This window comes from Salmonella enterica subsp. diarizonae (assembly GCF_008692785.1).
In the GTDB taxonomy this organism is placed as follows: Bacteria; Pseudomonadota; Gammaproteobacteria; order Enterobacterales; family Enterobacteriaceae; genus Salmonella; species Salmonella diarizonae.
Map to the genome: position 1 here is coordinate 1 of NZ_VXJV01000011.1, position 21,005 is coordinate 21,005.

Consider the following 21,005-nt stretch of genomic DNA (forward strand, 5'->3'; position numbering starts at 1 on the left):
TGAATTAAACTTCGTAATGAATTACGTGTTCACTCAGAGACTTGGTATTCATTTTTCGTCCGGGGACGTTAAGAATCCGTATCTTCGAGTGCCCACACAGATTGTCTGATAAATTGTTAAAGAGCAGTGCCGCTGCGCTTTTCTCAGCGGCGCGGGGTGTGCATATTACGCTTTCCCGCTTCAGAGTCAAGCGTTTATTTTCGCTTTTCTCCGTGAGGCTCTGGTCTGAACCCCGCTGACCCGGCGGCCTGTGTGCCGTTGTTCCGTGTCAGTGGTGGCGCATTATAGGGAGTTATTTCCGCCTGACAAGAGGAAATTTAAAATAATTTTCCAAGTGCCTGGTATTTACCCAAAACGCCATTAAACCGCCAGTTTTTCGAGCGTTTCAAAGCCATAACGCTGTAAAACGGGCAATAATTGTTCAGCTTCTGGCGTCATTGCCATGCAATAAGCAATATTGGCATCGGTCGATTTTGCATACGGCGCTTCATGCTCCAACAGCCAGGCTGTACGACGCGCTATCGCCGCGCCGGAATCCACTAACCGCGTCCCTTCGGGCAGGACTTGCAAAAGCTCGTCTCGTAATAGAGGGAAATGCGTACACCCCAGAACGACCGTGTCAGGCGGTTCCGGCATTCGCAGCCATGGACGTAATATACGGCGTAGCTCTTCCAGCGATACCGAGTTGCCATGTAATTTAGCTTCCGCCAGTTCCACCAGTTCTGCCGACCCCAACATAGCTATCTGACATTCATTGGCGAAGCGCGCAATCAGCTCGTGAGTATAAGGACGCTTGACCGTCGCTCGCGTCGCCAGTAGCCCGACGACGCCATTTGCGGTAAGCCGCGCCGCTGGTTTAATCGCAGGTACAACGCCCACCACCGGGAAGGCAAACTTTTCACGTAATGCGGGAAGTGAAACCGTACTGGCGGTATTGCAGGCTATCACCGCCAGTGAAAGGGGATAGCACTGCTGTACCGCAGTAACAATCTCGACAACGCGCTCGACGATAAACGTTTCGCTCTTTTCCCCATAGGGGAATGCCACGTTATCGAAAGCATATATATAGTGGAGATCCGGCAGGAGCCGCCGAATCTCATCATAGACCGACAATCCACCGACGCCAGAATCAAATACCAGCACGGTGGGACGTGGTTCAGAAGGTGTAGCTGCCAGACAAGGTGTATTCTCGTCCTGCAGTTTGGTAGCCATAAACTGTCTCGTAATCTTTGTCGAACAGGTTGGCTATTTTACCACGAACTGTCAGATGTGAGGTGAGCGGATATGAAACTCCAATATCCCACAAGCTCAAGCCGCCCATTTTTACATCTCTATTATTGTCGAAGTCTTTATCGTAACGTTCGCCGAGGTACTGATACATCACATTCCAGCCGAGTTCAAAAATCTGTCCGGTCAGCTCATACTTTACCTGCTGCTTAGCACGGCGATAGAGAACCTTATTGGTTTCATCATCACGCGGATCGACGTATTGCAGCGTCAGGTGGTGATCTACCGGGCCGGTGGTGATATTTCCGGTCCACTCCAGACCTTTAATGGTGGCCGACTTCAGATTAACGTATTGATTATCTGTATAATCGATCAGGTTTTGAACCTTATAATGATATGCAGAAAGGCGCCAATCCAGCGGTCCGGTCAGCCCATCAATGCCGGCCTCCCACTGCCTGGATTCTTCCGGCTTTAGGTTTGGGTTAGCGGCAATACCAGGCCCATAAGATGATGCAAAACGCGTCGCGCCATATTGCTGCCCAAGGGACGGTGCCAGGAACCCCGTACCATAGGAGAGAGTTGCCCGATAACCATCAACAAACTCCCAGCCCGCTGCGGTCTGCCATGTCCCATGCCAGCCGAACTGCTCATCATGATCTTCACGGCCAGAAGCTTCCAACGTGACACTATCGATTTGTTGCTGTCCGGTCAGGTAGAGCCCGGTGGTATCACGTTTGTAAGTATCGGCCTTCGTTGTACTGCTGGAGGTCAGCTTTTCCTGTTTCCAGTCAGCCCCGCCGCTAACCGCTCCGTGCCCAACTTCAACACTATTACCCCACTGAATATAACGCTGCTCCATGTTATCCAGCGAGGCATCCCCCGCATACCGACCAAGATCGTGACTGTAGTTGTAATCTTTAATATGTTGATAATTGGCGATCAGCTGAGAAGAATAGATGCCAGAACTGTATTGCAGGCCAGCATCCCAAGATTGGGTGTAATTCTGGGCCTCATCATTGCCGCCAACATGACCATATGAACCCTGATCGTAATCGCTATTCGCCGTATAGCCATAACCGCGAAAGAAACCGGAGACGTTATCGTTAAACTTATGCTGTACGCCTCCCCAGAACAGCTTATTGCGGTAGCCGTCCCGGTCACTGTCCCCGTTATAGGGAGAGTCAGGCTGAATGTTAAAACCCCTGGTCGTCTCATACGCCCCGGCAGCAGTTACAATCGTATCGCCAAACCGTTTATTCATAATCCCATCATAGGTCTGGTAACCATCCGATCCCATACCGGCGTTGATCTGTGATTTCTCGTCATTGCTCATCGTAATGATATTGACGACGCCGCCAATCGCGCCAGAACCGTACACCGCTGAACGCGGTCCGCGAATGTATTCAATGCGCTGCACTAACGACACCGGAAGCTGACCAATATCAATCGCGTTACTAATGCCCGCCCGCGCCATCGGCACACCATCAATCAGTACCAGGACATGCCGCGATTCGGTGCCGCGAACATACAGCGAGGAACTCTTCCCCATTCCGCCGCTCTGTGAAATATCCACACCAGGAAGACGGCGCATTACGTCATTAAGATCTTTTGACTGCCAGCGCTGAATATCCTCGCGGGTGACGACATCAGTTGGCGCCAAAACAGAGTTTACAGGCTGCTGAAAACGGTTGGCGGTGACAACCAGGGTATCCGGGCTAGTGTCCTGCGCCCAAGCGGAAAAGGCCGTGACGGAGAACGCCGTCAGCAGCGTAGCTTTTTTAATCATTGTAAAGCATCCACAATATAAGAAGGATGCCGCAGGCTTCATCGATAGTACGCGATGATGAAAACCAGATGCGACGTTAGCCGGCAGGTCTTCGGGCTTGGAGGGTTATCCGTTGGCTGGATAGCAGAAATGATGACTTCCCACCGGAGGCAGTGTCTGCTTACGCTCTCATCTCACCTTTCCTTACCGCTGCGCGTCAGCTCCAGATTTTCACTGGATTCCCTATTAACTCACAGGACCGGCCCACGGATGCTACCGTCTGTCACAACACCCTGTCCAGACCGCGCATCACAAATCAGAAATCATCAATAGCTGGACATCCACTGAGCAATCCCTACAATCCCCGCGTACTTTTATTATTCAGGATGCGATATGACCCCCGAACATCTTCCGACAGAACAGTATGAGGCGCAGCTAGCCGAAAAAGTGGCGCGCTTGCAGAGTATGATGGCGCCGTTTTCTGGCCTGGTTCCGGAAGTATTTCGCTCGCCGGTCAGTCACTATCGTATGCGTGCGGAATTTCGCCTGTGGCATGACGGCGATGACCTGTACCACATTATGTTTGATCAGCAGACCAAAAGCCGGATTCGCGTTGACAGCTTCCCGGCGGCCAGCCAACTGATTAATACCTTAATGAAGGCGATGATTGCCGGCGTGCGCGATAATCATGCACTGCGGCATAAGCTGTTCCAGATCGATTATCTCACCACCTTGAGCAACCAGGCGGTAGTGTCGTTGCTGTACCATAAGAAGCTGGACGAAGAGTGGCATGAAGCCGCCACTGCGTTACGCGATGCTTTACGCGCGCAAGGTCTGAACGTACACCTGATTGGCCGGGCCACTAAAACCAAAGTCGAATTGGATCAGGATTATATTGATGAGCGTCTGCCTGTGGCAGGTAAAGAAATGATCTACCGTCAGGTCGAAAACAGCTTTACGCAGCCAAACGCCGCCATGAATATTCAGATGTTAGAGTGGGCGCTGGAGGTGACGAAAGACTCAAAAGGCGATCTGCTTGAGTTGTATTGCGGCAACGGTAATTTTTCTTTAGCGCTGGCGCGCAATTTTAACCGCGTGCTGGCAACCGAAATCGCCAAACCGTCCGTCGCTGCCGCACAGTATAATATTGCCGCTAATCATATTGATAATGTTCAGATTATTCGCATGGCGGCGGAAGAGTTTACCCAAGCGATGCACGGCGTCCGTGAGTTTAATCGCTTACAGGGGATCGATCTGAAGCGCTATCAGTGCGAAACCATTTTTGTCGATCCGCCGCGCAGCGGTCTGGACAGCGAAACTGAAAAAATGGTGCAGGCTTATCCACGTATTCTGTACATTTCCTGCAATCCGGAAACGTTGTGCAAAAACCTGGAAACATTAAGCCAGACGCACACGGTGTCTCGCCTGGCGCTGTTCGATCAGTTCCCGTATACGCATCATATGGAATGCGGGGTGTTATTGACCGCAAGGTAAAATATACGTCGGATAGCCGATTATACCGCTATCTGGCGTTCTGCCGGGGCGCTTCGCTTGCCCGGCCTACATATATGTACAGTTGTAGGCCGGATCAGGCGCTTGCGCCGCCATCTGGCATTCGCACACTACTCCGCGATGTCCTGCTTCCGATTGCGCATCTTAAAGCCAATCCAGAATACCAGAATCACCGACAGCACCGCCGGAAAGAAATTAGAGCCCATATCCGGATATTCTGCACGCACGACGGTGCTATACAGTAAAACGCCAAGAATGAAACAGGCGGCGGCCAACCCCGGCAAACCTACCGGCATAGTACGATTTTGGTAGCGCTGATGCAGGCAATATACCGTCAGCACCAGCGAGATAATCGGGAATACGGAGAACGGCACAATAGCGCTAAACAGCGCCGCGAATGTGCCGTTAATCGATAAGCCAGCGATGAGCGCCAGCAACAGCGTACCTTTATCTTGACCTGACTGTTTCATTACTCGTCCTTCACGTTATTCGGAATGATGTGCTATTTTCTCTTGCTCACGGCGATACCAGTAATACGCCCCTTTCGCAATCATGCGCAGTTGCAATACCAGCCGCTCTTCTAATTGCCGACGCTGTTCAGCGCCGATGTCCAACGCCTCTGCGCCCGCGCTAAAGACAATCGTCACCATCGCTTCAGCCTGGGCTTCAGTAAACGCGCGCGGCATATGGTTTTCGAGTTCCAGATAGTCGGCAAGTTCCGCAATAAAGTGCTGAATCTCCCGCGCGACGGCGGCACGAAACGCCGCTGAAGTGCCGGAACGCTCGCGCAATAACAGACGGAAGGCGTTGGGGTTGTTGCCGATAAACTCCATAAATGTGGAGACCGACGTGCGAATGACGCTGCCGCCTTTCGCGATGCGCTGTCGCGCCTGACGCATCAACTGACGCAACATCAGACCGCTTTCATCCACCATCGTCAGACCGAGTTCATCAACATCGCGAAAATGGCGGTAAAACGACGTTGGCGCAATGCCCGCTTCACGCGCCACTTCACGCAAACTCAGGCTGGCGAAACTCCGCTCAGCGCTCAGTTGGCTGAATGCGGCTTCCACCAGCGAACGCCGGGTTTTTTCTTTTTGTTGCGCTCTAACACCCATCACAATGTCTGAATCCTTCCATATGCCTTATTCGGCACTATACCAGAGAATAAAAGTAACGGGTTCACACTGGATTGTGAATGATTGTTTACAGACAGTTTGTGCTCCGGCTTCGCAAAAAAGCACAACGATAATTGGGTTAAAGCCGGGCAAATGTTATCATCGTGTTTATTTTATGTATAAAAACAGGTGAGTAATACCATGCCACATTCCTGGGATTATGATGCAGTCGTCATAGGGTCAGGCCCCGGCGGTGAAGGCGCTGCAATGGGTCTGGTTAAGCAAGGAGCACGCGTCGCGGTAATTGAGCGTTATCATAACGTTGGCGGCGGATGTACCCACTGGGGCACCATCCCATCCAAAGCCCTTCGCCACGCCGTCAGCCGCATTATTGAGTTTAATCAAAACCCGCTCTATAGCGACCACTCCCGTCTCCTTCGTTCTTCTTTCGCCGATATCCTTAATCATGCCGATAACGTGATTAATCAGCAAACGCGTATGCGGCAGGGGTTTTATGAGCGTAACCACTGTGAAATCTTGCAGGGCAACGCCCATTTTATTGACGAACATACCCTGGCGCTGGAATGCCATGACGGCACGGTTGAAACCCTGACGGCAGAAAAATTTGTTATTGCTTGTGGTTCGCGTCCTTACCATCCCCATGACGTGGATTTCTCGCATCCGCGGATTTATGACAGCGATTCGATCCTGAGCCTGCATCACGAACCGCGCCACGTTATTATTTATGGCGCCGGCGTTATCGGCTGCGAATATGCGTCCATCTTCCGCGGTATGGATGTGAAAGTGGATCTGATCAACACTCGCGATCGCCTGCTGGCCTTTCTCGATCAGGAGATGTCCGACTCTCTCTCTTACCATTTCTGGAATAGTGGTGTGGTGATTCGCCACAATGAAGAGTATGAGAAAATCGAAGGCTGCGATGATGGCGTCATCATGCACCTGAAATCCGGCAAAAAACTGAAGGCTGACTGTCTGCTCTATGCCAATGGCCGTACCGGTAACACCGATTCGCTGGCGCTGGAGAATATTGGTCTGGAAACAGACAGCCGTGGACAGCTCAAGGTCAACAGCATGTACCAGACCGCCCTGCCGCACGTCTATGCGGTGGGCGACGTGATTGGCTATCCCAGTCTGGCTTCCGCAGCCTACGATCAGGGGCGTATTGCAGCGCAGGCGCTGGTGAAAGGCGAAGCGACCGCGCATCTTATCGAAGATATCCCCACCGGGATTTATACCATTCCGGAAATCAGTTCTGTCGGCAAAACCGAGCAGCAGTTAACGGCAATGAAAGTGCCTTATGAAGTGGGCCGCGCGCAGTTTAAGCATCTGGCGCGAGCGCAAATCGTTGGCATGAACGTCGGCACGCTAAAAATTCTCTTCCACCGTGAAACCAAAGAAATTCTGGGGATTCACTGCTTTGGCGAACGCGCCGCCGAAATTATTCATATCGGCCAGGCGATCATGGAGCAGAAAGGTGGCGGTAACACCATCGAGTACTTCGTTAACACCACCTTTAACTACCCAACCATGGCGGAAGCTTATCGGGTTGCGGCGCTAAACGGCTTAAACCGCTTGTTTTAACGCCTTGTCGAAATGGCCATCCATTGCGCCACGGATGGCCTCTGCCAGTTGCTCATAACGGCTACGCAGCGGCGATCCCGGGCGATAAACCAGCCCCACGGTACGACGCGGCTCCGGCTTAATGCATGGCAGATAGACCACGCCGTCGCGCTTACGCTCCTGCGGCACTGCCAGCGCAGGAAGTAGCGTAATACCACTGCCCGCCGCCACCATGTTGCGCAGCGTTTCCAGACTGGTCGCCCGGAAATGGGTATCTTCATCCGCTCCCGCTTCGAAACAGAACCCCATCGCCTGATCGCGCAGACAGTGGCCATCTTCCAGCATCAGCAATTTTTCGCCCGCCAGATCGGACATCGGCACGCGATCGCGATTCGCCCACGGATGATCCTCATAAATAGCCAGCATCATGGGCTCATCAAACAGCGGCACTTCGATAAATGCCTCACTCTCTTTCACCAGTGCCAGAATAGCGCAGTCAAGCTTGCCGCTATCGAGTTGCGCTAACAGCTGATGGGTTTGCGCCTCATGCAGATACATTTCCAGCTTCGGGAAAGTCTGGTGCAACATCGGAATAATAAGCGGCAGCAAATAGGGGCCAACCGTTGGGATTAAACCAATATGTAACGGGCCGGACATCGCCTCACCTTGTTGGCTTGCCATCTCCTTGAGCACCTTGACCTCACGCAGCACGGTGCGCGCCTGATCCACCAGCAGTAAGCCCGCCTGGGTAAACAGCACCTTACGACTCGTACGCTCCAGCAGCATAACGCCCAGCTCATCTTCCAGCTTGCGAATTTGCCCGCTAAGGGTTGGCTGGCTGACGTGACAGGAGTCCGCCGCTCGCCGGAAATGGCGATGTTCGGCTAACGCCACCAGATATTCAAGATCACGAATATTCATTATTCATCCTCCGTCGCCACGATAGTTCATGGCGATAGGTAGCATAGCAACGAACGATTATCCCTATCAACCTTTCTGATTAATAATACATCACAGAAACGGAGCGGTTTCTCGTTTAACCCTTGAAGACACCGCCCGTTCAGAGGGTATCTCTCGAACCCGAAATAACTAAAGCCAACGTGAACTTTTGCGGACCTCTGGTCCGCTTTTTTTTGCGTAAAAAAACCCGGCGTCGCTTACACTCGGCCGGGCTATATTGCCTGATGGCGCTATGCTATCAGGCCTACAACGCGAGGCGCGCCTTCGCATCGTCGATGGCCTGCGCCACCTGTTGCGGAGAAACACCGCCTTTTGCCGCCCGTTTATCCAGACACGACTGTAAAGACAATATCGGATACACATCGTCGCCAATCACGCGGCTGAATTTCTGTAAATCAGCCAGCGGCAACGCTTCCAGCGGCTTACCCTGGCGAATGGCTTCTACCACCGCTTCGCCGACAATATGGTGCGCTTCGCGAAACGGCACGCCTTTCGCGACCAGGTAATCCGCCAGCTCCGTGGCGTTGGCATACCCCTGTTGCGCCGCGTCCTGGCAACGTGGGCGTTTCACCTGAATACCGTCCAGCACCAACGCCGCCATATGCAGGCAGTCAAGCCAGGTATCGAGCGCATCGAACAGCCCTTCTTTGTCTTCCTGCATATCTTTGTTATAAGCCAGCGGCAGACCTTTTAAGGTCATCATCATGCCGGTTAGCGCCCCTTGTACGCGACCGCACTTACCGCGAATCAGCTCCAGCGCGTCCGGGTTTTTCTTCTGCGGCATTAACGATGAACCGGAAGTAACGCGGTCAGAAAGCTCCACAAAGCCCGCTTCACCAGAATTAAAGAAAATCAGATCTTCCGCGAAGCGTGACAGATGCACCATACCAATAGCCGCATCAGAAAGCAGTTCCAGTACGTGGTCACGATCCGACACGCTGTCCAGACTGTTGCGGGTCGCAAACGTGAAGCCCAGCCAGCCTGCCAATTGTTCACGGTCGATTTCATAGGCTGTTCCCGCCAGCGCGCCGCAACCTAACGGACTCACGTCCAGACGTTTGAGTGTATCCTGCAGGCGGCTTTCATCTCGCACCAGCATTTCGACATACGCGAGACACCAGTGGGCGAAAGTCACTGGCTGCGCGCGTTGCAGATGGGTATATCCCGGCATTACCGCGTCCTGGTTCTCCTGCGCGGTTTCCACCAGCGCGCTCTGTAGCTGGCGGTTGGCGGTGAGCAGCTCCATCACCGTCTCTTTGCACCACAGTTTCAGGTCCGTCGCCACCTGATCGTTACGGCTGCGTCCGGTGTGCAGCTTTTTACCCAACTGACCCACTTTGTCGATGAGCTTACCTTCCACCCAGCTATGGATATCTTCCGCATCGCTTTGCAGGATTTGCTGCGGATTCGCGCGAACCTCTTCCAGCAGCACGTTCAGCGCCTCTTCCAACTGTCGTTGCTCATCGGCAGTCAGTACGCCCACCGTGACTAATGCTTTGGACCAGGCCACAGAACCGACAATATCCTGCTCCGCCAGACGGTAATCGAAGCGCAACGAATCATTGAATTGTTTAAACCGCTGGTCTGCCGCCTGTGTAAAGCGCCCACCCCAAAGTGCCATAATATACTTCCTTAAATTCTTCGAATTTCACTGCCGGATAGCGCTACGATTATCCGGCGCACAAAAATAGTTAAGCCAGAATACGCGTGCCAATCGGCGTACCATTAAACAGCGCTGGCAATTGTTCCGCATGACGCCAGGAAGCGATATCCACCGGGCGACCCAGCGCCCTCGCAGCATCGAGAGCCGCATTCACTTTCACAATCATACCGTCGGTAATAATGCCCTGGTCGATAAGCTGCTCTGCTTTGGACGCCGTCATTTCAGCGATACGCTGGCCTTTGCCGTCCAGAATACCGCTCACGTCAGAAAGCAGGATCAGATCGGCCCCCAGCGTCGCCGCCAGCGCGGTTGCCGCCTGATCGGCGTTGACGTTCATCAGTTGGCCGTCGTCTGTTACGCCAATGGAGCTGACTACCGGCAGAAAGCCGTTTTCCAGCAATGTGTTAATCAGCTTCGGCGACCCCGGCTGCGCCAGCCCGACGTGGCCTAACGCTTCATCGAGTTGAGTCACTTTTACGCTGTTGCCATCGCCCAGAAACAGACCAACAGAGGCGATATGGTGTTTCTTCGCCCAGGCCAGCAGGGTTTTGTTAGCGGTTCCCGCCAGCGCCCCGGTAATGATGCCAATCTGATCGGCAGGCGTCACGCGCAGGCCGTCTTTCTTTTTCACTGGCAAATTAAGCCCTTTCATCAGCTCATCCACCACACAACCACCACCGTGAACAACCACCAGCGCACGCTGATGGGACTCACGATAGTTGACCAGCGCGGTAAAAAGACGTTCCAGAGCCTCTTCGCTATCCAGTAATACGCCACCCAGCTTGATAATTAATGGATTCATCATTTCACCCTTAAATAAGAGACTGCGTTTCAGCGAAGCCGAAACGAATATTAGCGCATTGCACCGCCTGCGCCGCTGCGCCTTTCAACAGGTTATCTTCGGTTGCCACCACAATCAGATGTTCGCCCTGGACGGCAAAACCAATATCACAGAACGGCAACCCGACGACGTTCTTTAACGCCGGAACGCCTTTGTCATACAGGCGCACCAGCGGTTTGTCGCCATAGGCTTTTTGCAACACGTCGGCGACCTGCACATGGGTTACGCCCGCTTTCAGGCGGCAGGTAATGGTTTCCAGAATCCCGCGAGGAAAATTCCCCAGATGCGGGGTGAAGATGACCTCCGCGCCCAGATGGGCGGCGATTTCCGGCTGATGACGATGCGTAAACACGCCATACGGTTGCAGACTCACTTCACAGAAACTGTTCGACATTGCCGCCTTGCGCCCCGCGCCGCTCACCCCGCTGGTGGCATTAATTACTGGCCACTGCGTCAGCTCCAGAAGCCCACCGTCAATCAGCGGTTTTAGCGACAACTGCGCCGCGGTTGGATAACAACCAGGAACCGCAATCAGATTCGCCGCGTTCAGTTTATCGGCATTCCACTCCGCCAGACCGTACACCGCCTGTTCCAGCAGTTCAGGATACTGATGAGTAAATCTGTAATACTTTTCATAGAAGGCGCGATCATTTACCCGAAACGCGCCGGAAAGATCGAATACGACGCATCCGGCCTGTAAAAACTGCGGCGCCAGATCGTGGCTCACTTCATGCGCTGTCGCCAGGAACACCACATCAACATCTGCGCTAAAGTCACGCACATCCGACATCGGTTGCAATGGCAGATCAACAATCCCTTTTAACTGCGGATGTAAATCAGAAATTAACTTTCCTGCATCATTGCTTTGCGCTGAGACGGTCAAAGCGGTTATGGTCATATGTGGGTGGCGATTTACGTAGCTTACAAGCTCTGCGCCCGCATAACCGCTAGCGCCTACAATCAGCGTATTCAACATCGGGTTCCTTTATGCTCAACGTTAGTGTATTTTTATTCACAATTAATGCATGAATATTGATACTATCATGACCTGAGGTGTGTCAACAATGAAAAACGTTTTACCGCCATTTATCGAGATTTACCGCGCTCTGATTGCCACACCATCGATAAGCGCAACCGAAGAATCCCTGGATCAAAGTAATGCGTCTTTAATCACTTTGCTTGCAGGCTGGTTCAGCGAACTTGGTTTCAACGTAGAGGTTCAACCGGTTCCGGGAACGCGAAACAAATTTAATATGCTCGCCAGCACCGGACATGGCGCGGGCGGTTTGCTGCTGGCCGGTCATACCGATACGGTTCCCTTTGATGACGGACGCTGGACGCGCGACCCGTTCACGCTGACCGAGCACGACAACAAGCTCTATGGCCTGGGCACTGCGGATATGAAAGGCTTCTTCGCTTTTATTCTGGACGCGCTACGTGACGTTGACGTAACACAACTGAAAAAGCCGCTCTACATTTTGGCGACCGCCGATGAAGAGACCAGCATGGCCGGGGCGCGTTATTTTTCCGAAACCACGGCATTACGTCCGGACTGCGCAATCATTGGCGAACCGACATCTTTGCAACCGGTACGCGCACACAAAGGGCATATCTCTAATGTCGTTCGCGTCCTGGGCCAGTCCGGTCACTCCAGCGATCCGGCGCGTGGGGTTAACGCCATTGAACTGATGCACGATGCGGTTGGCCGTATCATGCAACTGCGTGACGCGCTGAAAGCGCGATATCACTACGAGGCGTTTACCGTTCCATATCCAACGCTGAACCTGGGCCATATCCACGGCGGCGATGCCTCAAACCGCATCTGCGCCTGCTGTGAACTACATATGGATATTCGTCCACTGCCGGGCATGACGTTAAACGACCTCAATGGATTGCTTAACGACGCGCTGGCCCCCGTAAGCGAACGCTGGCCGGGCCGCCTGACGGTGGCAGAATTACATCCGCCGATTCCGGGCTACGAGTGTCCACCGGACCACCAACTGGTTGAAGTAGTAGAAAAACTGTTGGGTACGAAAACCGACGTGGTGAACTACTGTACTGAAGCACCGTTTATTCAGACATTATGTCCAACGCTGGTGCTCGGTCCTGGCTCAATTAATCAGGCCCATCAGCCGGATGAATATCTCGAAACGCGTTTTATTAAGCCCACCCGGGAATTAATTACCCAGGTAGTACACCATTTTTGCTGGCATTAATGCATATTGCTCGGTAGCGCTATGTTTATCGGGCCAGAATCCACCTGTTGCCGGATTAGTGTAGTGTCATCCGGCAACAGGTCATTACCATGTTTTTTACATTTCCATAAGCAATGCTTATTTGATTCGGTATGAATTAAATAACGTAAATTATCGCCATTTTTTCGTTTGCTGAACCGATTTCGCAGTAATTGACGCCACGGGTTTTACGTGGCTTTATAAAGATGAGAAGTGATGTGAAAAAGCTTGGTCCGAAAGATTTCGCGTTGCGGCAAGACGGCAAACGAGCACATCCCAGGGAGCTTACATAAGTAAGTGACCTGGGTGGGAGAGCGCAGCCAACGCCGCCGCAGCGTGAAAGATGCAGGACAATTACAACAGAGATGGGGTGTCTGGGATCATATGAACGAACAATATTCCGCGTTGCGTAGTAATGTCAGTATGCTCGGCAAGGTGCTGGGAGAAACCATCAAGGATGCGCTGGGAGAGCACATTCTTGATCGCGTAGAAACAATCCGTAAGCTATCCAAATCTTCACGCGCCGGCAATGAAGCTAATCGCCAGGAGCTGCTCACCACGCTACAAAATTTGTCTAACGACGAGCTGCTGCCAGTTGCGCGCGCGTTTAGTCAGTTCCTGAACCTGGCCAATACTGCCGAGCAATACCACAGCATTTCGCCAAAAGGCGAAGCTGCCAGCAACCCGGAAGTGATTGCCCGCACTCTGCGTAAACTGAAAAACCAACCGGACCTCAACGACGCAACCATCAAAAAAGCGGTAGAGACGCTGTCTCTGGAGTTGGTGCTGACCGCCCACCCGACAGAAATTACCCGCCGTACGCTTATTCACAAGATGGGTGAAATCAACAACTGTCTAAAACAGCTTGATAATACCGATATCGCCGACTACGAACGCCACCAGGTGATGCGTCGCCTGCGCCAGTTGATTGCCCAATCCTGGCATACGGATGAAATCCGCAAGCAGCGTCCAAGCCCGGTGGATGAAGCCAAATGGGGCTTCGCCGTGGTAGAAAACAGCCTGTGGCAGGGCGTACCTAACTATCTGCGTGAACTGAACGAACAACTGGAAGAAAATCTTGGCTACAAATTGCCGGTGGATTTTGTGCCGGTACGTTTTACCTCCTGGATGGGCGGCGACCGTGACGGCAACCCGAACGTGACGGCGGATATCACCCGCCACGTACTCTTGTTAAGCCGCTGGAAAGCCACCGATCTGTTCCTGAAAGACATTCATGTTCTGGTATCAGAACTGTCGATGGTCGACGCCACGCCGGAGCTGCTGGCGTTAGTGGGCGAAGAAGGCGCGTCTGAACCGTATCGCTATCTGATGAAAAAATTGCGCGCCCGTCTGATGGCGACCCAGTCCTGGCTGGAAGCGCGTCTGAAAGGTGAGAAACTGCCCAAACCGGCTGGTCTGCTGACGCAAAACGAGCAGCTCTGGGAGCCACTTTACGCCTGCTATCAGTCGCTACAGGCCTGCGGCATGGGCATTATCGCCAACGGCGAGTTGCTCGATACGCTCCGCCGCGTGAAGTGTTTCGGCGTACCGCTGGTGCGTATTGATATTCGCCAGGAGAGCACCCGCCATACCGAAGCACTGGGCGAAATTACCCGCTACCTTGGTATTGGTGACTACGAAAGCTGGTCGGAAGCCGACAAGCAGGCCTTCCTGATCCGCGAGCTGAACTCCAAACGTCCGCTGCTGCCGCGTAACTGGGAGCCGAGCAACGATACCCGCGAAGTGCTTGAAACCTGCAAGGTCATTGCCGAAGCGCCGAAAGGGTCGATCGCCGCCTACGTGATTTCAATGGCGAAAACGCCGTCTGACGTGCTGGCTGTGCATCTACTGCTGAAAGAGGCAGGTATCGGCTTTGCCATGCCGGTCGCGCCGCTGTTTGAAACTCTTGACGACCTGAACAATGCCGACGACGTGATGACTCAGTTGTTGAATATCGACTGGTATCGCGGGCTGATTCAGGGTAAGCAGATGGTAATGATCGGCTACTCCGACTCGGCAAAAGACGCCGGAGTCATGGCCGCGTCATGGGCGCAGTATCAGGCGCAGGACGCACTGATCAAAACCTGTGAAAAAGCCGGTATCGAGCTAACCCTCTTCCACGGTCGCGGCGGCTCTATTGGCCGTGGCGGCGCGCCAGCCCACGCGGCGCTGCTTTCGCAACCACCGGGCAGCCTGAAAGGCGGTCTGCGCGTGACCGAGCAGGGTGAGATGATCCGCTTCAAATACGGCCTGCCGGAAGTCACCGTCAGCAGCCTGTCGCTCTACACCAGCGCAATTCTGGAAGCAAACCTGCTGCCGCCGCCGGAACCGAAAGACGGCTGGCGTCATATTATGGATGAGCTTTCTGTGATCTCTTGCGAAACGTACCGTGGCTACGTGCGCGAAAATAAAGACTTTGTGCCGTACTTCCGCTCCGCGACGCCGGAACAAGAGCTGGGCAAATTGCCGCTCGGCTCACGTCCAGCGAAACGTCGTCCAACCGGCGGCGTCGAATCGCTGCGCGCGATTCCGTGGATCTTCGCCTGGACGCAAAACCGCCTGATGCTACCAGCCTGGCTGGGCGCGGGTACTGCGCTGCAAAAAGTGGTGGAGGATGGTAAACAAAGTGAACTGGAAGCCATGTGTCGCGACTGGCCGTTCTTCTCCACGCGTCTTGGAATGCTGGAGATGGTGTTCTCGAAAGCCGACCTGTGGCTGGCCGACTATTACGATCAGCGCCTGGTGGCGAAAACGCTATGGCCGCTGGGCAAAGAGCTACGAGACCTGCTGGAAGAGGACATTAAAGTGGTGCTGGCGATTGCCAACGACTCGCACCTGATGGCCGACTTACCGTGGATTGCGGAGTCCATTCAGTTAAGAAATGTTTATACCGATCCTTTAAACGTGTTGCAGGCGGAGTTGCTGCATCGTTCCCGTCTGACTGAAGAGCAGGGAAAATCGCCCGATCCTCGCGTTGAACAGGCGTTGATGGTCACGATTGCGGGCGTCGCCGCTGGTATGCGCAACACCGGCTAACGCGAAAAGAAAGCCGCCCTCATGCGATTAAGCAGGGGGCGGCATGAAATACTGCTGTCATAATCGTCGTTTTTTCAATATATTCCTGTCTGCATTTTATGCATCTATAAATCTTTCTTAGCAAAACGCGCGGCATAAAGCAGGTTTGCTTCAGATTCTTTTAAGGTTCAGGCGCTACGTTTGGCGCTACGATTAAAGACAGGCTCTCATTATGCAATCCACATTACTCCAGACTAAACCCGCGTTTAGCTGGAAAGCCCTGGGTTGGGCACTCCTTTACTTTTGGTTCTTTTCCACCCTCCTGCAGGCCATTATTTATCTCACCGGATACAGCGGGACAAACGGCCTGCGGGATTCGCTACTGTACAGCTCACTGTGGCTGATCCCCGTCTTTCTGTTTCCAGGCCGCATCCGACTCATTGCCGCCGTCATTGGCGTCGTACTCTGGGCCGCCTCGCTGGCGGCGCTGAGCTATTACGTGATCTACGGGCAGGAGTTCTCACAAAGCGTGCTGTTTGTGATGTTTGAAACCAATGCCAATGAAGCCAGCGAATATTTAAGCCAATATTTCAGTCTGAAAATTGTTCTTGTCGCGCTGGCTTATACGGTGGCGGCGATTTTGCTGTGGACACGTCTGCGCCCGGTTTATATTCCATCGCCCTGGCGTTATCTGGTGTCGTTTGCCCTGCTGTACGGGCTGATCCTGCATCCCATCGCGATGAATACCTTTATCAAGCATAAGTCGATGGAGAAAACGCTGGATAGCCTGGCGTCACGAATGGAACCCGCCGCGCCGTGGCAGTTTATCTCTGGCTACTACCAGTATCATCGCCAGCTCACCTCGCTGAATAATCTGCTGAATGAAAACGACGCCCTGCCGCCGCTGGCTAACTTCAAAGACCACTCCGGCGATGCGCCACGCACGCTGGTACTGGTGATTGGCGAATCGACCCAGCGTGGCCGTATGAGCCTGTACGGTTATCCGCGCGAAACCACGCCGGAACTGGACGCGCTGCATAAAACCGATCCCGGGCTGACCGTGTTTAATAATGTGGTGACTTCGCGACCTTACACCATTGAGATTCTGCAACAGGCGCTAACGTTCGCGGACGAAAAGAACCCGGACTGGTATCTGACGAAGCCATCGCTGATGAATATGATGAAACAGGCCGGGTATAAAACCTTCTGGATCACTAACCAGCAGACGATGACGGCGCGTAATACCATGCTGACCGTGTTCTCTAAGCAGACTGATAAGCAGTTCTATATGAACCAGCAGCGCACTCAAAGCGCACGCGAATATGACAGCAACGTGCTGGCGCCGTTTAAAGCGGTGTTAGCCGACCCGGCGCCCAAAAAATTCATTATTGTGCATCTGCTGGGAACGCACATTAAGTACAAGTTCCGCTATCCGGAAAACCAGGGCAAGTTTGATGGTAAAACCGACCATGTTCCGCCGGGATTAAGCAATGACGAACTGGAATCGTATAACGATTACGACAACGCGAATCTGTATAACGACTATGTTGTCGCCAGCCTGATTAAGGACTATAAAGCGACCGATCCGAACGGTTTCCTGCTCTACTTCTCCGATCACGGTGAAGAAGTGTATGACACGCCGCCGCATAAAACGCAGGGACGGAACGAAGATTCGCCAACCCGTCATATGTATACGGTGCCGTTTCTGCTGTGGACCTCAGAGAAATGGCAGGCGGCGCATCCGCGCGACTTCTCGCAGGATGTCGATCGTAAGTACAGTAGCTCCGAGCTTATCCATACCTGGTCTGACTTAGCGGGCCTGACCTATGATGGCTACGACCCGACGCGTTCCATCACCAGCCCGCAATTCAAAGCAACCACGCGCTGGATTGGCAACCCGTATAAGAAAAATGCGCTGATTGATTATGATACGTTGCCGTATGGCGATCAGCCTGGGAATCAGTAACCGGTATATTGCCCGATAGCGCTAACGCTTATCGGGCCTGGCGTTATTCTCTCCCGTAGGCCGGATAAGGCGCAGTTCAGCGCCACCATCCGGCAATAATCGCTTGAGGGCATCGGTTTTCGACGTTACTGTTTCCCCTGTTTGCTATCGGCAAGGGATTATCATGTATCACGACGTCAGCCACCTTCTTTCCCGCCTCATCAACGGCCCGCAGCCGCTGCGTCAGATTTATTTTTCCAGCGCCAGCGGCCCAGCACCGGAACTGGCACATCAGGTTGATTTTCCGCGGCTGGAGATTGTGCTCGAGGGCGAGCTTACTGACATAAGCATTACCGCCCCGCTCATTCCTTGCGATGTTCTCTACGTTCCGGCTGGCGGCTGGAACATCCCGCAATGGCAAACGCCCGTCACCACCCTGAGCATCCTGTTTGGCAAACAGCAGTTAGGTTTCAGCGTGGTCCACTGGGACGGTCAGCAGCATCAAAACCTCACGAAACAGCACGTTGCGCGCCGCGGCCCGCGTATCGGCTCTTTCCTGTTACAGACGCTTAATGAGATGCAGATGCAGCCGCAAGAGCAGCAAACGGCCAGATTGATTGTCGCCAGCCTGCTAAGCCATTGCCGCGATCTGCTCGGCAGCCAAATCCAGACCGCCTCCCGCAGCCGCGCGCTTTTTGAAGCTATTAGGGAGTATATTGATGAGCGCTACGCCGCACCGTTGACGCGCGAATCGGTAGCGCAGGCGTTTTATATCTCGCCAAATTACCTCTCGCACTTGTTTCAGAAAACGGGAACCATCGGCTTTAACGAATACCTGAACCATACGCGGCTGGAACACGCCAAAACGTTGCTGAAGGGTTATGACCTGAAAGTTAAAGAGGTGGCGCACCGCTGCGGCTTTGTCGACAGTAACTATTTCTGCCGCCTGTTTCGCAAAAATACGGAACGCTCGCCATCGGAGTATCGCCGCCAGTATCACAGCCAGCTAACGGAGAAATAATCCACACTACAATAAAGAAAATGCAGTAGATAAAAGGCGCATTTACTGGATTATTGTAATATAAATGCAAAAAACTCACTCCCCCACAGGGCATACAACAGCACGTTACACGTTAATCATCGCCAACTTGTGAAGTTAATCACACTTTACCAAGCACATCACATTTGTCCAGTTTTTGGCAGATTTGTCACATAGCGCATCCCGGCAACGCTCCTTTATCCTGTCGATAACGAAAGCTCACGAAAGGAAAGACTATGGAACTCTATCTGGATACCGCTAACGTGGCGGAAGTTGAACGTCTGGCGCGCATTTTCCCGATTGCCGGCGTCACCACCAATCCGAGCATTGTGGCTGCCAGCAAAGAATCTGTCTGGGATGTGCTGCCCAGGCTGCAAAACGCCATCGGCGAAGAAGGCACTTTATTTGCGCAGACCATGAGCCGCGACGCGAAAGGTATGGTGGAAGAAGCCAAACGACTGAATAACGCCATCCCCGGTATTGTGGTTAAAATTCCAGTGACCGCCGAAGGTCTCGCGGCTATTAAACTGCTGAAAAAAGAAGGCATCGTGACGCTGGGCACCGCCGTCTACAGCGCATCCCAGGGCCTGCTGGCGGCGCTGGCGGGCGCAAAATATGTCGCTCCCTACGTCAACCGCGTTGATGCTCAGGGCGGTGATGGCATTCGTATGGTTCAGGAGCTGCAAACGCTACTGGAACGTCACGCGCCCGACAGTATGGTGTTGGCGGCCAGCTTTAAAACGCCGCGGCAGGCGCTGGATTGCTTACTGGCAGGTTGCCAGGCGATTACCCTTCCTTTAGATGTAGCGCAACAAATGCTCAATACGCCTGCGGTAGAGTCAGCAATAGAGAAGTTTGAGCAAGACTGGAAAAACGCTTTTGGTAATCTGAACCTGTAGGGGAGAAATGTATGGATCGCATTATTCAGTCACCAGGCAAGTATATTCAGGGTGCAAACGTCATCGCGCGTCTTGGCGATTATTTAAAACCGATGGCGAACAACTGGCTGGTTGTGGGCGATAAATTCGTGCTGGGATTTGCCGAAGAGACGCTACGCAAGAGCCTGACTGATGCAGATTTATCAGTAGAAATCGTCCCGTTTGGCGGCGAATGTTCGCAAAACGAGATCGACAGGCTGCGCGCCGTCGCCGAGAAAATCCAGTGCGGCGCCGTACTGGGCATCGGCGGCGGTAAAACGCTGGATACCGCCAAAGCGCTGGCGCACTTTATGAACGTCCCGGTCGCTATCGCGCCGACCATCGCCTCTACCGACGCGCCGTGCAGCGCGCTCTCGGTTATTTATACTGATGCCGGTGAGTTTGACCGCTATCTGATGCTGCCGCATAACCCGAATATGGTCATTGTCGATACCCAAATAGTAGCGGGCGCACCGGCGCGTCTGCTGGCAGCCGGTATCGGCGATGCGCTGGCAACCTGGTTTGAAGCGCGCGCCTGCTCACGCAGCGGCGCCACCACGATGGCGGGCGGCAAGTGTACACAGGCCGCGCTGGCACTGGCGGAGCTATGTTATAACACGCTGATCGAAGAAGGCGAAAAAGCAATGCTGGCCGCCGAACAGCATGTCGTCACGCCAGCGCTGGAACGCGTCATCGAAGCTAACACCTACCTGAGCGGGGTCGGTTTTGAAAGCGGCGGTCTGGCCGCAGCGCACGCGATTCATAACGGTTTAACGGCGATTCCGGATGCGCACCACTATTATCACGGTGAGAAGGTCGCTTTCGGTACGCTAACGCAACTGGTGCTGGAAAACGCGCCGGTCGAAGAGATCGAAACCGTTGCTGCACTGTGCCATTCCGTTGGTCTGCCGATGACGCTGGCGCAACTGGATATTAAACAGGATATCCCGGCGAAAATGCGCACCGTCGCGGAAGCTTCCTGCGCAGAAGGTGAAACTATTCATAACATGCCTGGCGGCGCAACGCCGGATGAAGTGTACGCCGCGCTACTGGTCGCCGACCAGTACGGTCAACGCTTCTTGCAGGAATGGGAATAAGGTCGGCTTGTAATGAAAAATCCCCGTAATCGCGGGGATTTTTTTGCCCGGAGGGCATCTGGAGCGGTAGGCCGGATAAGCGTTGGCATCA

General features: G+C 53.4%; 16 protein-coding genes and 1 riboswitch. Of the genes, 8 read left to right on the forward strand and 8 right to left on the reverse strand.

Annotated elements, in window-relative coordinates; all coding sequences use genetic code 11:
• Positions 1–360 precede the first annotated feature (360 nt).
• Together murI and btuB are read right to left on the reverse strand one after the other, a co-directional pair.
• On the reverse strand, positions 361–1,212 hold the full coding sequence (murI, locus tag F4V72_RS20380) for a glutamate racemase (RefSeq protein WP_023249175.1): 852 nt from the start codon (positions 1,210–1,212) through the stop codon (positions 361–363).
• On the reverse strand, positions 1,157–3,013 hold the full coding sequence (gene btuB, locus F4V72_RS20385) for a TonB-dependent vitamin B12 receptor BtuB (RefSeq protein WP_023249174.1): 1,857 nt from the start codon (positions 3,011–3,013) through the stop codon (positions 1,157–1,159). Before btuB ends, murI begins: the two co-directional genes overlap by 56 nt.
• A gap of 65 nt (positions 3,014–3,078) precedes the next feature.
• Positions 3,079–3,271, reverse strand: a riboswitch (cobalamin riboswitch).
• Between the two features lie 114 nt (positions 3,272–3,385).
• Between btuB and trmA the strand changes: the two genes are divergently transcribed.
• Entirely contained in the window at positions 3,386–4,486 is a 1,101-nt protein-coding gene (gene trmA / locus F4V72_RS20390; protein ID WP_136058568.1) for a tRNA (uridine(54)-C5)-methyltransferase TrmA, read from the forward strand.
• A gap of 128 nt (positions 4,487–4,614) precedes the next feature.
• Here trmA and F4V72_RS20395 read toward each other — a convergent pair whose 3' ends face one another.
• Both F4V72_RS20395 and fabR read right to left on the reverse strand, forming a co-directional pair.
• Positions 4,615–4,974, reverse strand: coding sequence for a YijD family membrane protein (locus F4V72_RS20395; protein ID WP_023249172.1), 360 nt, complete (start codon positions 4,972–4,974; stop codon positions 4,615–4,617).
• 15 nt (positions 4,975–4,989) lie between these two features.
• Positions 4,990–5,625 (reverse strand): HTH-type transcriptional repressor FabR, encoded by a 636-nt coding sequence (fabR, locus tag F4V72_RS20400; RefSeq protein WP_000971958.1) that lies wholly within the window; start codon positions 5,623–5,625, stop codon positions 4,990–4,992.
• A 198-nt stretch (positions 5,626–5,823) separates the two neighbouring features.
• Here fabR and sthA point away from each other — a divergent pair, with 198 nt between their 5' ends.
• Positions 5,824–7,224 carry a Si-specific NAD(P)(+) transhydrogenase gene (gene sthA / locus F4V72_RS20405; protein WP_136058569.1) on the forward strand — a complete coding sequence of 467 codons (1,401 nt, stop codon included), beginning with the start codon at positions 5,824–5,826 and terminating at the stop codon, positions 7,222–7,224.
• On the opposite strand, the gene oxyR is transcribed toward sthA, so the two are convergent.
• The 4 genes from oxyR to argC form a co-directional block, all read right to left on the reverse strand.
• Entirely contained in the window at positions 7,207–8,124 is a 918-nt protein-coding gene (oxyR, locus tag F4V72_RS20410; RefSeq protein WP_023249171.1) for a DNA-binding transcriptional regulator OxyR, read from the reverse strand. The genes sthA and oxyR overlap by 18 nt on opposite strands.
• A gap of 283 nt (positions 8,125–8,407) precedes the next feature.
• Entirely contained in the window at positions 8,408–9,784 is a 1,377-nt protein-coding gene (argH, locus tag F4V72_RS20415; protein WP_080071072.1) for an argininosuccinate lyase, read from the reverse strand.
• A gap of 70 nt (positions 9,785–9,854) precedes the next feature.
• On the reverse strand, positions 9,855–10,631 hold the full coding sequence (gene argB, locus F4V72_RS20420; protein WP_136058570.1) for an acetylglutamate kinase: 777 nt from the start codon (positions 10,629–10,631) through the stop codon (positions 9,855–9,857).
• A gap of 7 nt (positions 10,632–10,638) precedes the next feature.
• Positions 10,639–11,643, reverse strand: a complete 1,005-nt coding sequence (gene argC / locus F4V72_RS20425) for an N-acetyl-gamma-glutamyl-phosphate reductase (protein WP_150342502.1) — start codon at positions 11,641–11,643, stop codon at positions 10,639–10,641.
• A gap of 88 nt (positions 11,644–11,731) precedes the next feature.
• Between argC and argE the strand changes: the two genes are divergently transcribed.
• From argE to gldA, 6 genes are all read left to right on the forward strand, one after another.
• On the forward strand, positions 11,732–12,883 hold the full coding sequence (gene argE / locus F4V72_RS20430) for an acetylornithine deacetylase (RefSeq protein ID WP_136058571.1): 1,152 nt from the start codon (positions 11,732–11,734) through the stop codon (positions 12,881–12,883).
• A gap of 402 nt (positions 12,884–13,285) precedes the next feature.
• Entirely contained in the window at positions 13,286–15,937 is a 2,652-nt protein-coding gene (ppc, locus tag F4V72_RS20435) for a phosphoenolpyruvate carboxylase (RefSeq protein WP_053528810.1), read from the forward strand.
• Between the two features lie 211 nt (positions 15,938–16,148).
• The gene (locus F4V72_RS20440) at positions 16,149–17,882 is read left to right on the forward strand and encodes a phosphoethanolamine transferase CptA (RefSeq protein ID WP_063389971.1); all 1,734 of its coding nucleotides are present in this window, start codon (positions 16,149–16,151) and stop codon (positions 17,880–17,882) included.
• Between the two features lie 163 nt (positions 17,883–18,045).
• Positions 18,046–18,882, forward strand: a complete 837-nt coding sequence (locus tag F4V72_RS20445) for a helix-turn-helix transcriptional regulator (protein ID WP_053528776.1) — start codon at positions 18,046–18,048, stop codon at positions 18,880–18,882.
• 254 nt (positions 18,883–19,136) lie between these two features.
• Entirely contained in the window at positions 19,137–19,799 is a 663-nt protein-coding gene (fsa, locus tag F4V72_RS20450) for a fructose-6-phosphate aldolase (RefSeq protein ID WP_023249163.1), read from the forward strand.
• An 11-nt stretch (positions 19,800–19,810) separates the two neighbouring features.
• Positions 19,811–20,914, forward strand: a complete 1,104-nt coding sequence (gene gldA, locus F4V72_RS20455; RefSeq protein ID WP_023249162.1) for a bifunctional L-1,2-propanediol dehydrogenase/glycerol dehydrogenase — start codon at positions 19,811–19,813, stop codon at positions 20,912–20,914.
• Positions 20,915–21,005 lie beyond the last annotated feature (91 nt).